Genomic DNA, 14,352 nt, shown 5'->3' on the forward strand with positions numbered 1-14,352 from the left:
ACTCTTCACTCTTACTATGTCACAAAAGCCTTCGCTTACCGATTACCTACAACTCCATTTCATTGTCTTGATCTGGGGTTTCACGGCTATTCTGGGTAAGTTACTGCAACCCCTCGATTCGTCGGCAGTGGTGTTATTCCGTACGTTACTGGCGGTTTTGGGGATGGGTGCGGTACTTTGGTTTCGTAAACAAACCATTCAGGTTGACCCAACTGACCGATTGCGCTTACTCGGAACAGGAGCCATTATCGCTCTGCACTGGGTATTGTTCTTTCTGGCCGCCCGAATCGCGAACGTATCTGTCTGTCTGGCCGGTATGGCTACCAGTTCGCTGTGGGCTAGTGTGCTGGAACCTCTGGTGCTACGTCGGCGGGTAAAACTCATTGAAGTTGTATTGGGTGCGGTGGTAATGGCTGGGCTTTACGTCATTTTTCGGTTTGAATTCGACAAAATTGCCGGGCTGGCCGTAGCTGTCTTTTCGGCTATGCTCTCCTCCTTATTTACGATCATTAACAGCCGATTTACGCACCGGTACGATGCCCTGGTGATTTCATTTTACGAAATGGCCGGTGCTGTTTTTGGCGCTCTGATTTTGTGGCTGATCGTTCGTGCTACTGATCCACAGTTGGCCAATTCGCCCATTCAATACGTACCGGAATCCCCTATCCAGTGGCTATGGTTACTGGTGCTGGCGCTCGTCTGTACTGTTTATGCCTATTCGGTGGGCGTGCGGCTGCTACGTAAGTTCTCACCGTACATGGCTGTTTTGACCGTTAATCTGGAGCCGGTCTATGGTATTCTATTAGCTGTACTGATTTTTGGCAACGATGAGCACATGACGTCGGGGTTTTACATCGGTACACTCATTATTCTGATTGCTGTGCTGGCCTATCCATTCCTAAATAACCGGTTCGCCAAAGCCGAAGATCGGTTGCCAGCCTCGACTTAATTGTATTAAATGAATGATGTCTACTTCTTTATCTCGTGTCATTACGGTGCTGCTGGCCCTTTTTGCCATAGTAATTATTGTACCGCTGATTGCACTAGCCACGTATAATCACCCATCTCCTACGGACGATTACTGTTTCGCTAATACGGCTCTTCACTTCGGATTCTGGGAAGCTCAACAGCTTTACTACGATGGCTGGACCGGGCGGTATTTTCACAATTTTATTGTCCACACGAATCCGATTGTCATTGGCTGGTTCGGAGGATATAAGGTTTACCCGGTTATTCTGCTGGCGTTGCTGGTGGGAGGCTGTTATGCATTGGCCAGCCAGTGGCTTTCCCGTTTTTTTGACACAACTGTCAAACTAGCAGTTGGGTTAGGGATCTTTGTCGGGTTTATTACTACGTTGAATAGCATTCCGGAGTATATGTATTGGTATACTGGTCTGGCCAGCTATGGACTGTCGAGTACGTTATTTTTATTTCTGCTGGCTGTTTTTCTGGCGCATCAACGAAAGGGTTTTGGTTTGCAGCCGGGTTTCCTTCTGGCTGAAAGTCTGCTTATTACAGCCATTATCGGGTCAAGTGAAATGACCATGGTTTTGGTCTTGTCAGTACTGGGACTGATTACGCTGGGTGATCTGATTCAGCGTCGGCGATTGTCGGCTACGATCCTGATTCTGCTGGCTGTCGGGGCCGTTTCTTGCTATTTTTTGATGAAAGCACCAGGGAATTCCGTTCGACTGGGTGGAAATCCGGAGGGTAGAAACGTTCCTTTTACCCTGATTGCCTCGCTATGGTATGCCGCTACGTACGTGCCCCGTCAACTACTGCTGACTCCCTGGCTACCGCTGGCTCTGTTGTACCTGCCAGTTGCCTGGCAGCTTGTCGGATCACGTCAGCGACTTAGCGATTTACCTCCTTATCTGCGGTTGCACCCTTTACTCGGGATTGCGCATGGGGCGCTTACGGTACTGGCGTTGATATCACTGCATTTTTATGGCGTCGGTATTCCACCCATTCCCCGCTTGATCAACCTCGTCAATCTAGCTTTCTGGCTCAGTTTGCTTTATAATCTAACCTTGTTGGTCGTGGCGTTCCGGCATCGGTTTCAGCCTGATTCATTACAGCCTTATTTCCGTTCGTTAATGATGGCCCTGACTGTCTGGGCTATCATTACTGCTTCGACGGGTAAGGTAGTACGTACTGTGTATGGGGATTGGCTTAGTGGCCGGGCGGCTCAGTACGATCGGGAGATGAAGGCCCGATATGAGGAGTTAGCGAAATCAACTAATCCCAACATGCTGATGACTCCGCTGGCTACTTATCCGGTTTCGTTATTCATGGATGACATTCATACCGATCCGAAACACCTGTGGAATCGTTGCTGGGCTGAATATTTTCATAAAAAAACCGTTACGCTGACCGGTAAACCCAATCTGCCAACGCCGTAATTTCGCTACGTATGCCAACGGATGTATGAATAAACTCTGTTGGCTGGTTAGCTATAAGTATGAACCTATAAACTAGACATGAATTTAGCTTATCTATCGGGTAATCAGTCGGTAGCCTCAGGCCGGTTAAAGACGTTGGCTCTCGTATTGATTGCCACACCTGTGCTCTGCTTTAGTCTGCTGCTGTTTGTCTACATTGTCGATGTTCCTTGGATGGATGATATTGACGCCTTTCTGGGTTTTATCATTGGTTACCTCGATTCGCAGACCGTTGCGGAAAAATTTCACTGGCTACTCGTTCCCAATAATGAACACAGAATTCTGATCGGCAAATTAATTACGCTGGCGATGTACAAACTAACGGGAACGGTCAATTTTCGCTGGCTCATTTTTGCGGCATTTGCTTTCCTACTGGGTCTTCTGGGTGTTTTTTATAGAGTTTTCCGGTCGACGCAGCTTCCATTACTGGCGTTCGTTCCCGTACCGTTCCTTCTGCTCCAGCCACAGTATTACCTCACGACAACCTGGGCCATCACCAGCTTGCAACACCAGGTCGTTGTCGCTATGGTTATCGCTACGATCTATTTGCTGGCAGATGGTGGCCGAAGTCGCTTTGCGGGCGGGCTTGGTCTACAGATACTGACGTCGTTCTCAATGAGTAATGGTTTGTTCGGCTGGGTGGCGGGGGCTGTGGTACTGGCTATGCAACGAAACTGGCTTCGGTTGGCTATCTGGCTTGTCGTCGGCGTAATTACGATCCTGCTCTATTTTTATGATTTTCAGAATGCGCAGGGAAACGACAGCAGCATTACGTTCTTTCTGAAGTATCCCTACCTCATATTCCTGGGTTTCTTTACGTTCACGGGCGGCCTTTTTGATTTTTTCCCGGATGCGACCATTGTCTGGCGTAGTATCCTACCAACGCTGGCGGGACTGATGCTGATTCCAGCCATGCTCTGGCTCTTGTGGCGTATGAACGAGGATATCCTTCGCGGCCGCGCGAAGGCCAGTTCTCTTTTTGATCGGGAAACGAGTCTTCTCCAGAAACGGCGTTATTTCTTTACCGGCTGTTATACGTTTCTGATGGTCAATGCTGTCATTGTGGCTTTCCTGCGACCTCGCTTTGGTTATGCTGTAATGCTGATCAGTAATTACATGATTTACGCGGCTCTCCTGGTAACGCTTCTGTACCTGAATGTTTTAAGTGAGCAATACAGGAATCTAAGGACTATTGACCGATGGGTTCGATTTGGAGTCGTGGTCGGTTTGGTCGTTTGGGGAATGTGGTACGTTCTGAGGCTGCCCAAAATCGCTTTTCGAAAACAACAGATACTCACGCAGGCCTTTAATCAGAAGTATAACGAAACGGGTTTAGGCCCCAGTTGGGGATCACCGTTCGTAGCTCTCGCCAAACGAAGTATGGACGAATCAGTCAGGCGAGGAATTTATCAGTATCCCGAGGCCTATTATACCCCATACGAACCGGTATTAAATGGAGAAGCACACAGGCAACTGCCCGATTCAAGTCTTACGCTACGTATTTCAGGGGGGGGCTACAGTTATCAGGCTGAAACGGGTTTCAACGCGCTTCCGCCACTGATGCATCAATCGGCCGTCGTGGTTCAGTCGGCTCAACGGACGTATTTATTTCCGTCGTCGCTCCCCTTTTCTACGGCCAGTTTTTATTTAAATCGACCTGTCAAGACAATCCAGGCCGAAATTATTATTCCGATGATCGCGCCCGGACAGTATCGGGTGGGCATTCTGACACCGACTGATAATCGAGAAAACGATATACACTTCAGTCAGCAAACAATTACCGTTCCTTAACAAATAGGGGTTGAAAATGGCCCTGATGTCAAAAAAGATTACTTTTGCCAATTCTGCCACCGGTCAATCTTTATGATCTTGTCAAAGCCTCAGATTTCTATAATTGCCCCTTTATATAATGAAACAGAGTCGTTTCCGCGTTTAATCGCCCGTCTGAATGCGGTGATGGAAACCTCGCCCCTTACCATTGAAGTTGTTCTGATCGACGACGGCAGCCGCGACACTACGGCTATGCTGATGCAGCAACTGGCCTTAACAGACAGCCGATACCAATGCGTTTTTCTATCACGAAACTACGGCCATCAGATTGCGCTGTCGGCGGGTATTGCAGCGGCTTATGGTACCGAAGCACTGTTTATTATCGACGGTGATTTACAAGACCCCCCCGAACTGCTGACTGAATTTTATCAGAAATATGAGGAAGGATACGACGTTGTCTATGCTGTTCGCAAGAAACGGAAGGAGAACTGGTTTAAACGAACCGCCTATGCTACGTTCTATCGCATCATGAAATCGATCTCTTACGTCGATATGCCCCTGGATAGTGGTGATTTTTCGCTCATTAGCCGCCGGGTAGCCGACGTACTGAATCAAATGCCTGAAGAAAGTCGGTTCATTCGGGGTATGCGCAGCTGGATTGGTTTTAAGCAGATTGGTGTGGAATACGAACGAGACGCCCGTCAGGCCGGTGAGTCAAAGTATTCGTTCAGTATGTTGCAACGTCTGGCCTACAACGGTATTTTTAACTTCAGTGAATATCCGATCAAAATCATTACCCGAATTGGAATTTTTACTATAGGCGCTGCTTTACTCTATTTAATTCAGACCCTGATCAAACGATTTATTTACCACGATGTACCGCAGGGCTTTACAGCGCTCTTGTTTTTTATCGTCCTGTTTAGCGGTATTCAATTAATTGCGCTGGGACTCATTGGCGAATACGTATTGCGGATCTTTTTTCAGGCTAAAGGCCGTCCGCTCTACGTTGTTCGGGAGATTATCAGGCAACAGCAGCGGCAACCGTTAACTCCTGTGGAAGAGGTAAAATCGTTGTAGACAGCTTTTAACCAGTCTGTCGTTCGTTCACACACCAAACTTTTAATCGTGAGTTGTCAATCAGTAGTAGCTGGCGCACATTTTTTTCGTTTGCATCAATCGCTGATCACCATCGACTTACGACAAACGGATGCTATTTAATTCACTACAGTTTTTATTATTTTTCATTGTCGTTACGCTTAGCTACTTCAGTCTGAAGTGGCAGGGACGCTGGATCTTATTGTTGGTAGCCAGTTGCTACTTCTACATGGTCTTCAAGCCCGCGTACTTCCTGATTTTACTGCTGACCATCGTTATCGACTATATCGCTGGTATCTGGATTGAAAAGACAACTGGCCCAGCCCGAAAATGGCTGTTGATCATCTCTCTAATCTCCAATATAGGTATCTTGGCCTTTTTCAAATACCTCGGGTTTTTTACTGAAAACCTATCGTTGCTGTTTGAGAAATTGCACATGCCTGGCGTTGCCAGTGAGATTATGTACCAAGGTAATCGGTTATTTATTAGGGTACTACGCTTTTTCGGTCAGACAGGTATACAGTCTTTTAAAGAAAACGTCATCAGTATTTTGCCCGTTGGTCTGTCGTTCCATACGTTTCAGGCAATGAGTTATACGATTGAAGTGTATCGGGGAAATCAGAAGGCCGAACGTCATTTCGGAATATACTCGCTCTACGTTATGTTCTATCCGCAATTAGTGGCTGGTCCCATTGAGCGGCCTCAGAACGTACTATGGCAGTTTCATGATTACTTTAAGTACGACAAAGAGAACGTTAAGGCCGGGCTGATGCAGATGGCGTTCGGACTCTTCAAGAAACTGGTCATTGCCGATCGTCTGGCCATGCTTGTTGATCACACATACGGCAATCCTTCGGCTCACAACGGCCTGACGTTGCTGGTGGCTACGTTCTTCTATACTTTCCAGATTTATTGCGATTTTTCGGGTTATTCTGACGTGGCCATCGGAGCCGCTCGCGTAATGGGCTTCACGCTTATGGAAAATTTCCGAACGCCCTATATTGCTCAGTCAGTTTCGGAATTCTGGCGACGCTGGCATATTTCACTGTCAACCTGGTTTCGAGATTATCTCTACATTCCGCTTGGTGGTAATCGAAAGGGCGAAGTCCGGCAGTATCTGAATATGCTGATCGTATTTCTGGCTAGTGGCCTCTGGCACGGTCCCAACTGGACGTATGTGATCTGGGGAGGACTGAACGGACTCTATCAGGTTCTGGCCGTTCTGCGTGACAAACTGTTGTCTAAGCTAGGTTTCTCCAGAACTCCACCCAGTTCCGTGACCTCGCCCGTTAATGACAAAGAAAGCCGTAAGTCACCCGTGCGCGCAGTGATCAACACGCTCATTACGTTCATACTGATCATGCTGACGTGGGTGTTCTTCCGGGCTAGAAGTCTGAGTGATGCTTTCCTGATCCTGAAACGTATTGGTACTTTATCATTCGATAATCACATCGACAGCCCAATGAATTCGGTGGAAATGGGGTTCAGCGTTCTTTTGATTCTTTTTCTATTAACGAAGGAGTATTTTTATCTGACGATTCCAACACGTAGTACGATTCGCTTTGCTGTACTATTCGTGCTCATTACGTTCGCGACTTATCTATTTGGTGTCTTCTCATCGAATCAGTTCATCTATTTTCAATTCTGAGTAAACATAGAATGATAAAAACGTCAATGATTTGCAATTCGCGAATTGCAAATCATTAGCGAAAAGAAGGATCACTTGATTTGAGCAAACACTAGCGCTACCCCGTTCATACAGTAACGTAACCCGGTTGGCTCGGGCCCATCGTTGAATACGTGTCCTAAATGCGCGTCGCAAACGGAGCAGCGTACTTCAGTGCGGTTACCGTCGGGCTCTGTATAAATTGCGTTCGATACGACAGGAGCATAGAAACTCGGCCAGCCGGTGTGTGAATCAAACTTGGTACCGGATGTAAAAAGCGGATTATGGCAACAAACACAGGCATACGTACCCCGGCGATGTTCATGCGTTACTTCACTGCTATTCGCCCACTCGGTACCCCGCTCACGGGTGATGTTGTACTGTGACCGTGTCAGGATGTCACGCCATTCAGCGTCCGTCCTTTCAACGCGTCGGTTATTGGGTGAGGTAGTTCCGGGTGGGCGCTGATGCGGAGGACGAGGAGCGGCTATATATGTACCATACGCCCATAAACCACCAACCAGTAACAGGGCAATCACCAGGAAGAGCCAGTTTTGTTTCATCAGTATTTGTCGGAGACTTTTCTGTAAAACACAAACGGGCTGAATTCTATTCCCTAACAATCATCGGCCAATAGCCACTTTCCGTAAAATAGAATCGATGACCTGCAAGGTTGTTACGCCATCGGCTTCGGCTTCGTAATTAAGCATGATCCGATGATTGAAGACGTCCGGAGCTACTTCCTTGATGTCTTCGGGCAGTACGTAATCGCGTCGGTCGAAGTAGGCGAAGGCTTTGGCGGCTAAATTCAGGTTGATACTAGCTCTTGGCGATACGCCAAATTGAATATAGCGAGCTTCGTCGCGAAGATTATATTCCATTGGGCGACGGGTCGCAAAAACCAGTTCGATGATGTAGCGCTCAAGCGTTTCCGAAATGGTAATTCCGTTGATCTCATCCCGAATAGCCACTAAATCGTCTTTCCCCAAAACAGGACGTACCTCATAATCGAAATTCATGTTCGACATTCGGCGCATAACTTCCAGTTCGTCGTCTTTGGTAAGGTAGTCGACGAAGACTTTCATCATAAAGCGGTCAACCTGTGCTTCGGGTAAGGGGTACGTACCTTCCTGTTCTACAGGGTTTTGTGTAGCCAATACTAAAAACGGTCGATCCAGTATAAACGTTTCTTCACCAATAGTTACCTGCTTTTCCTGCATCGCTTCGAGCAGGGCCGACTGCACCTTGGCGGGCGACCGGTTGACTTCATCGGCCAGAATCAGGTTAGCAAAAATCGGCCCCTGCTTCACCTCGAACTCGGCGGTTTTCTGGTTAAAGATCATCGTTCCGATCAGGTCGGCCGGGAGCAGATCCGGGGTAAATTGAATGCGCTGAAAATCAAGCTCCAGCACTTTGGCCAACGTATTAATCGTGAGGGTTTTGGCCAATCCGGGTACACCTTCGAGCAAAATATGGCCGCCCGTAAACAGGCCGATCAGCAATCGGTTAAGCAGCCGATCCTGCCCAACCACTACCTGGCTCATCTCGTTGAAGACCTCGCGAATTTTAGTGTGGTAAGCGAATGTAGTGGCTGATTGCATAAACGTATCACGGACTTCAGTCCGTATCTGTAATTAATGTACGGACTGAAGTCCGTGATACATCAAAACGTAGCCCGGATGCTGCGATCCTTGCCGTGAATGTCTTTGTAGACCTGAATTTTGGTAAAACCCCGTTCGGCAAAAACCTGTTGAGTGGCTTCGCCAAAGCGTTCGTTAATCTCAACGTAACAAGCGCCGTCTTTCGTCAGATGTCGGGTGCAGAAGTCGGCTACAGCCTTGTAAAAAACGAGCGGGTCGTTGTCATCGACAAATAAAGCTAACCCCGGTTCATAGTCCAACACGTTACGGTCCATATCGGCCGCTTCCGAACGCGTTACGTAGGGCGGGTTACTGACTACACAGTCGAATCGGCGGCTAAAATCTGGCGGTACGTTCAGAATATCCTGAATAGAAAACGTTACGTCGGCATTCAGGTTCTGCGCATTGTGTCGAGCCAGGGTGAGGGCTTTGTCCGATACGTCCCAGCCCGTTACAACCGATTGGGGCAGAAACCGAGCCAGCGTAATGGCAATGCAACCGCTGCCGGTACCAATGTCAACGATCGGTACGTCGTCGGTCCGGTCAGAAAAATCATGCATGATCAGCCGCACTAAATCTTCAGTTTCAGGTCGCGGAATCAGCACATCGGGCGAAACCTCGAATTCCAATCCACAGAAAATCGTTGTGCCAATAACATGCTGAATCGGTTCCTGCCGGTTCAGTCGTTCCAGAATTTTAAACCAGTCAGGTTCCGTACGATTCGGGGGGAGTGGTTTATCCGTCAGTACGTCCGTCTTCCGTAAGCCGAAATAATGATCAAGCAGCATGAAAGCCATTTCCCGCGCTTCTTCAGACGGATAGGCTGTAATGTTCTTGCTTAATCGTTCGTAGAGGGGTTTGGCGGTGGCCATGTGGTTTAGTCGAGTAATTTTGCCAAAAATAGGGAAGTTTACGGTTTATCGCCTTCGTTTGATGTTCGACGAATGGATAATAACCGCAAACGATAAACGTCGATCCCTAAAAGCCTGGTAACTAACTATGGATATATTCATGCTTCGCGCGCTCGAATTAGCGACTCTTGGTCGGGGACACGTAAGTCCGAACCCGATGGTGGGATGCGTAATCGTTCATGATGGTGGAAAGCAGGACGGAATCCAGAATGGGCGAATCATTGGCGAAGGCTGGCACCAACGCTATGGGCAAGCTCACGCTGAACGGAACGCTATTCTGTCGATTCCTCCCGAAGACCTGGCTCTATTGCCCGAAAGCACAGCCTACGTAACGCTGGAACCCTGTTCACATTATGGCAAGCAGCCCCCCTGCGCGGATTTGCTGATTGAGAAACGGATTGGACGCGTTATTTGCTGCAACGACGATCCCAATCCATTGGTCGGAGGGCAGGGGTTTGCCAAACTTCGGGCGGCTGGCATTGATGTCGAAACAGGGATTTTAGCCGAACTTGGGCAGGAGTTGAATGCACGATTCTTCACGTTCTTCGAGAGGAAACGACCCTATATCATTCTGAAGTGGGCAGAAACAACCGATGGTTTTATCAGTGGCGAGGGAGGTAAGCCCATCAAAATTAGCGGAGATTTAGCCCACCGGCTCGTTCATCGGTGGCGGGGTGAAGAAGATGCCATTATGGTCGGAACCAACACCGCTCGCCTTGACAACCCTCGCCTGAACACGCGCCTATGGCCCGGACCCATCCAGGCCGGACCTATCCAGGCTGGACCCGGTAAAAATCCGATACGTATTGTTATCGATAGAAATCTGTCCTTACCCGCCGATCTGCATCTTTTCGACAGAACGCAGCCAACAATTGTATATCATCAACGAGAACACGAACGTGAAGCGAATGAAGAGGCAGCACCTACGCTTGTTTACGCGTTCGCACGTTCGCTTGTGGACTTATTAACCGATCTCCATCAACGCAACATTCAATCGGCTCTTGTTGAAGGTGGTACTACGTTGTTTCAATCGTTTCTGGCTGAAGATCTCTGGGATGAAATGCGGGTATTCCGTAGTCAAACAATGCTGGACAAGGGCACAAAGGCCCCGGTTGTGCAGGGTAAACTGGTAAGTCGCGAAAGGGTGGGAGAGGATGAGTTAACGATCTATAAAAACAGCTCCGGAAATTAATCCGGAGCTGTTATATGCCTTCGTAATCGACGTAACCACTTATTGTTGTGCAACGGGCGTAGCATTCGCGCCGATGTTACCACTGGCAATCAGGGTTGCGCCCGACATCACTTTCACATTGGCGTCGTATTTGTCAAGGTTTGCATAAAAACTTGCATCGCTGATGGTGAAGTATTTATTGGTGGCAAACTCACCCGTAGTGCCACTGATCGTATCAAGCGGTTTGAGCGCAGTAGCTGATCCAGTAGCTGCTTTTCCCTGATAGATCGAAGACGAATACGTAGCACTGTTGGCTGTGTTGTAAAGTCCGATCTCAACCAGCGTAACCGTAGCACTGTATTTGTAAAAAACCACCCGGCCATAAATGGTCGTTCCGGTTGCCGATGACAGGGTATACGCTTTGTACGTCGATACAGTACCACCACCCGGTGCCGCGTTATAATTCGGCTCATAATTTTGTTGCTCACAGGAAGTCGACAAAACGAGCAGTGACAGCAGGAGGCTTAGCACAGAAAGAGAGCGCAGAGTATAAACGATAGATTTCATTGCTGGAGAAATTAAAAGTTGAACATCACACGGCCATAGTAATACGCACCACTGGACCCTTGCTGATAGTTGGAATACAGATAGAAACCACGGTTTTCAGGACGAAGAATCTCAGGATATTTGTCCAGGATGTTGCTGCCACCGAGTGAGAATTTCAGATGGCGATTCAGGGTGTAGCCTAAGCTTAAGTCAAGAATGGCTTGGGGCGTGAAGGTCTGATCGTAATAATTCCCCTTATCGTCAGCGGATACCGAAAGAGCCGTAATCTTACCGTAATACGTTCCCCGCAGCATCACATCCCACTTGTTTTGACGATAACTAATCGAGCCAATCAGCTTTGTACGGGGCGTTCCGGTCTCAAACTGACCAATAATGTCCCGGCTGAGGTATTTTTCGACAACCTGATCCGTGGTCAGGTTCGCTACGTTCAGGGTGGGCGGATTCCGGCTCAGGATGCTGTTCTTACTGAAAATAGCGGCCAGGCTATACGTGAAGCTTCTGTTTCGTGCCAGGTTCTGAACGTAGTTGCCAACCAGTTCGATGCCTTTGGAGCGCACGTTGGCCCCATTGACAAAAAACTGAGCCTGTCCACCGCCAATCACTTCGTCGTAGTGGTTACCTACTTCTTCAGCGCTGAAGAAGCTCGTTTGGAAAATACGGTTGTCTACATCAATTTGATAGGCATCGACGCTTACCTCAAAGCCACGGGCAGGTTGGTAGGTCATACCCAGACCATATGTCCGGGAGTTTTCCTGTTTCAGCCCTTTGATTCCCAATACACGGGCAGCTGTGCTATTGGTCGCATAGGTCGTTACATCCAGCGGTTGTGGAACGCCATTCGCATCGGGGATAAACGCTGTAGTCGTGTGGGTGAAATTCAACTCCTGTAACGAAGGCGCCCGGAAACCCGAAGCAATTGAACCCCGGATCGTCAGGTTGCTAGCCAGGTTATACCGGGCGGCCACTTTTCCAATCGCTACCCCGCCAAAATCAGAGTAGTTTTCAATCCGTACGGCGGCCGTCACTAAAAATTTCCGGGTTAGTTCAAGCTCCGTGTCCAGATAAGCGGCCATGGTGGTCCGGAACGCATTGCGCTGGTCTTTCGGACCAAATCCAGAGAAACACTGGCAGTTAGCTGCAAAGTTTTTAACAGTTACCTGCTGGCCTGTATATACGGAAAGGGGCTGGCCGTTTGCCCCGACAATGGGCTGACTGGCTTCATTCTGCAAGGGTAAACCATTAGGACCGATCAGCAGCCCTGCCTGCGTAGCGGTCAGAATCCCGGCATCACCATAGGTATAGCTTTCTTCCTGCCCTGGGATGATTTTATAGTTCTCAATCCGCATCTCTGCACCAAAAGCCACGTTCAGGCCATTCATGATTCCTTTGAAATAGCGCGAGAAATCAAGGTTGGTCGAATTCTGGCTGAACTGGTTCGTGCCGATGTTCATATCGACGGGTGAATTCGCGCCAATCGAAGCATTAAACGTGTTGGTCATGCTGATCAGCGATGTGTTTTGACCGAACGTATTGCTGAAATCAACGCTGAACTCACCGATTTTACTGCGAATACCGACTGTGTTGGAAATATCAGCCGTGTTTGTAATCAATTGCGGACGGAATCCATTTGGATACAGCAGGTAGTTGAACCGGTCGGTCTGAGCAGGTCGCCGATAGTAGCACGAGAAACCTTTCAGGTATTTGTACGACATGCCCCCGAAACTGTAGAGGGTCGTATTCGGATTGATTTCGTAGCCCGCATTATAAAAAACCGAGCCCATGGTAATACCGGGTAATCCGGCAAACACCGCGAAATCGGAGCGGTCGTAGCCCCGGGCACTCAATAGACCGGCTTCGGTTTTTAACGTAGAAGCCAATGCCGTATTGCCGGTAGCCTGCGCGTTGATTAATTCGGGGTTCGTGATGATGGGACGGCCATTTTTATCGGTACGTAAATTGGTTAGATACGTATTGTCATAGATTTCCCAGTCATTGACGAACCGGCGGACTGTCGGGCGACGCTGGGTAATCTGACCCGTTAAATTAAGAAATCCTTTATCGCCAATTTTGAACCCATAGTTGGCATCAAACTGATAATTGAAGCCATCAGGCTGCCCCGCTTTGGTGAGCTCACCAGCCTGCCCGCCGGAGTTGGAATAACCGCCACCGGTGAGGCTACCCGTTAGTTGATTCGTCCCCTTTTTCAGTATGATGTTGACTACCCCCGCTACAGCATCGGAACCGTACTGAGCGGCAGCACCATCACGCAAAATTTCGACCCGATCAATCGAAGCGGCTGGTATCGTCATCATATCGACCGACGTAGAAGGACTACCAACGGCTGTTGTACCAATCAATAAGGAAGACGTGTGACGCCGTTTGCCATTTACCAGTACCAGAATCTGATTAGGAGCCATGTTGCGCAACTGAATCGGATCAACGTGTGAATCAAGGTCACCGCCCTGGTTGCGAACAGCGTTGAAGCTAGGGGCAACGAACGCCAGCATTTGTGCCAGATCAATCTGGGGAAGGTTCCCCATGATTTCCTTAATCGAAATCACGTCTACCGGAACCGGCGTTTCCAGAACGGTACGCCCGGTATTGCGTGTTCCGGTAACGACTAGCTCCGTCAGTTGCGTAGCATCTTCATCGATCGATACGTTGATCGTGCTCTCGTTACCAACTTTTATTTCCTTTGATTTAAAGCCGATGAAGCTGACGACCAGAATGTCGTTTGGTGATGCTTCGAGGGTAAACATGCCCTGGTTATCTGTAACGGCTCCCTTTCTCGTATTCCCTTTTACTAAAATATTGACGCCCTGCAGCGTTTCTGCGTTAACGCTGGACGTGACTTTACCTGTAATTCTCCTGGTTTGGGCTAAAGCCGCCAGCGGAAATAACGTAACCATGACAAACACGATGATCAGCAACGGGATAGCATCATGTTTAAGTAATCTTTGTTTCATAAGTAGTAGGGATGTTTAAGTAAGTTGGAAAGACTTGTTTACGGCTATAATGGCAGCTAAACAGAAGCAGTGTCAGGCTATTTTGCCTGTCGAGTCGTTCTGGAAAAATCAAATGAGACAACCGT

General features: G+C 48.5%; 11 protein-coding genes. 6 read left to right on the forward strand and 5 right to left on the reverse strand.

All coding sequences use genetic code 11. The features are described from left to right. Positions 1-16 precede the first annotated feature (16 nt). The 5 genes from IC230_RS07635 to IC230_RS07655 all read left to right on the forward strand — a co-directional run bounded on the left by IC230_RS07635 (position 17) and on the right by IC230_RS07655 (position 6,954). Positions 17-949: a DMT family transporter gene (locus IC230_RS07635; protein ID WP_191038377.1), complete on the forward strand. Its 933-nt coding sequence runs from the start codon at positions 17-19 to the stop codon at positions 947-949. A gap of 13 nt (positions 950-962) precedes the next feature. Continuing rightward, positions 963-2,402, forward strand: coding sequence for a DUF6056 family protein (locus tag IC230_RS07640; protein WP_223860413.1), 1,440 nt, complete (start codon positions 963-965; stop codon positions 2,400-2,402). Positions 2,403-2,480: 78 nt separating this feature from the next. Next, on the forward strand, positions 2,481-4,232 hold the full coding sequence (locus IC230_RS07645; protein ID WP_191038378.1) for a hypothetical protein: 1,752 nt from the start codon (positions 2,481-2,483) through the stop codon (positions 4,230-4,232). Positions 4,233-4,304: 72 nt separating this feature from the next. Further along, positions 4,305-5,288: a glycosyltransferase family 2 protein gene (locus IC230_RS07650; protein WP_191038379.1), complete on the forward strand. Its 984-nt coding sequence runs from the start codon at positions 4,305-4,307 to the stop codon at positions 5,286-5,288. Between the two features lie 130 nt (positions 5,289-5,418). Beyond that, on the forward strand, positions 5,419-6,954 hold the full coding sequence (locus tag IC230_RS07655; RefSeq protein ID WP_191038380.1) for an MBOAT family O-acyltransferase: 1,536 nt from the start codon (positions 5,419-5,421) through the stop codon (positions 6,952-6,954). A gap of 71 nt (positions 6,955-7,025) precedes the next feature. On the opposite strand, the gene msrB is transcribed toward IC230_RS07655, so the two are convergent. From msrB to prmC, 3 genes are all read right to left on the reverse strand, one after another. Continuing rightward, positions 7,026-7,535 (reverse strand): peptide-methionine (R)-S-oxide reductase MsrB, encoded by a 510-nt coding sequence (gene msrB / locus IC230_RS07660; protein ID WP_191038381.1) that lies wholly within the window; start codon positions 7,533-7,535, stop codon positions 7,026-7,028. A 60-nt stretch (positions 7,536-7,595) separates the two neighbouring features. Continuing rightward, complete coding sequence (locus IC230_RS07665; RefSeq protein ID WP_191038382.1) at positions 7,596-8,573, reverse strand: AAA family ATPase; 978 nt, start codon at positions 8,571-8,573, stop codon at positions 7,596-7,598. A 62-nt stretch (positions 8,574-8,635) separates the two neighbouring features. Continuing rightward, positions 8,636-9,484: a peptide chain release factor N(5)-glutamine methyltransferase gene (prmC, locus tag IC230_RS07670; protein WP_191038383.1), complete on the reverse strand. Its 849-nt coding sequence runs from the start codon at positions 9,482-9,484 to the stop codon at positions 8,636-8,638. A gap of 127 nt (positions 9,485-9,611) precedes the next feature. On the opposite strand from prmC, the gene ribD reads away from it, so the two are divergent. Beyond that, positions 9,612-10,715 carry a bifunctional diaminohydroxyphosphoribosylaminopyrimidine deaminase/5-amino-6-(5-phosphoribosylamino)uracil reductase RibD gene (ribD, locus tag IC230_RS07675; RefSeq protein WP_191038384.1) on the forward strand — a complete coding sequence of 368 codons (1,104 nt, stop codon included), beginning with the start codon at positions 9,612-9,614 and terminating at the stop codon, positions 10,713-10,715. 39 nt (positions 10,716-10,754) lie between these two features. Here the strand turns inward: ribD and IC230_RS07680 are convergent, their stop codons facing one another. Both IC230_RS07680 and IC230_RS07685 read right to left on the reverse strand, forming a co-directional pair. Next, a complete protein-coding gene (locus tag IC230_RS07680) occupies positions 10,755-11,261 on the reverse strand; it encodes a hypothetical protein (RefSeq protein WP_191038385.1) in 507 nt (168 codons plus the stop codon). An 11-nt stretch (positions 11,262-11,272) separates the two neighbouring features. Next, a complete protein-coding gene (locus IC230_RS07685) occupies positions 11,273-14,227 on the reverse strand; it encodes a TonB-dependent receptor (protein WP_191038386.1) in 2,955 nt (984 codons plus the stop codon). Positions 14,228-14,352 lie beyond the last annotated feature (125 nt).

This window comes from Spirosoma validum, from assembly GCF_014699035.1.
GTDB lineage: Bacteria > Bacteroidota > Bacteroidia > Cytophagales > Spirosomataceae > Spirosoma > Spirosoma validum.

Excerpts from the sequence above, each read along its gene's own strand:
- IC230_RS07635 (WP_191038377.1), top strand. The coding sequence starts at position 17 with ATGTCACAAAAGCCTTCGCTTACCGATTACCTACAACTCCATTTCATT.
- IC230_RS07640 (WP_223860413.1), top strand. The coding sequence starts at position 963 with ATGATGTCTACTTCTTTATCTCGTGTCATTACGGTGCTGCTGGCCCTT.
- IC230_RS07645 (WP_191038378.1), top strand. The coding sequence starts at position 2,481 with ATGAATTTAGCTTATCTATCGGGTAATCAGTCGGTAGCCTCAGGCCGG.
- IC230_RS07650 (WP_191038379.1), top strand. The coding sequence starts at position 4,305 with ATGATCTTGTCAAAGCCTCAGATTTCTATAATTGCCCCTTTATATAAT.
- IC230_RS07655 (WP_191038380.1), top strand. The coding sequence starts at position 5,419 with ATGCTATTTAATTCACTACAGTTTTTATTATTTTTCATTGTCGTTACG.
- msrB (WP_191038381.1), bottom strand. The coding sequence starts at position 7,535 with ATGAAACAAAACTGGCTCTTCCTGGTGATTGCCCTGTTACTGGTTGGT.
- IC230_RS07665 (WP_191038382.1), bottom strand. The coding sequence starts at position 8,573 with ATGCAATCAGCCACTACATTCGCTTACCACACTAAAATTCGCGAGGTC.
- prmC (WP_191038383.1), bottom strand. The coding sequence starts at position 9,484 with ATGGCCACCGCCAAACCCCTCTACGAACGATTAAGCAAGAACATTACA.
- ribD (WP_191038384.1), top strand. The coding sequence starts at position 9,612 with ATGGATATATTCATGCTTCGCGCGCTCGAATTAGCGACTCTTGGTCGG.
- IC230_RS07680 (WP_191038385.1), bottom strand. The coding sequence starts at position 11,261 with ATGAAATCTATCGTTTATACTCTGCGCTCTCTTTCTGTGCTAAGCCTC.
- IC230_RS07685 (WP_191038386.1), bottom strand. The coding sequence starts at position 14,227 with ATGAAACAAAGATTACTTAAACATGATGCTATCCCGTTGCTGATCATC.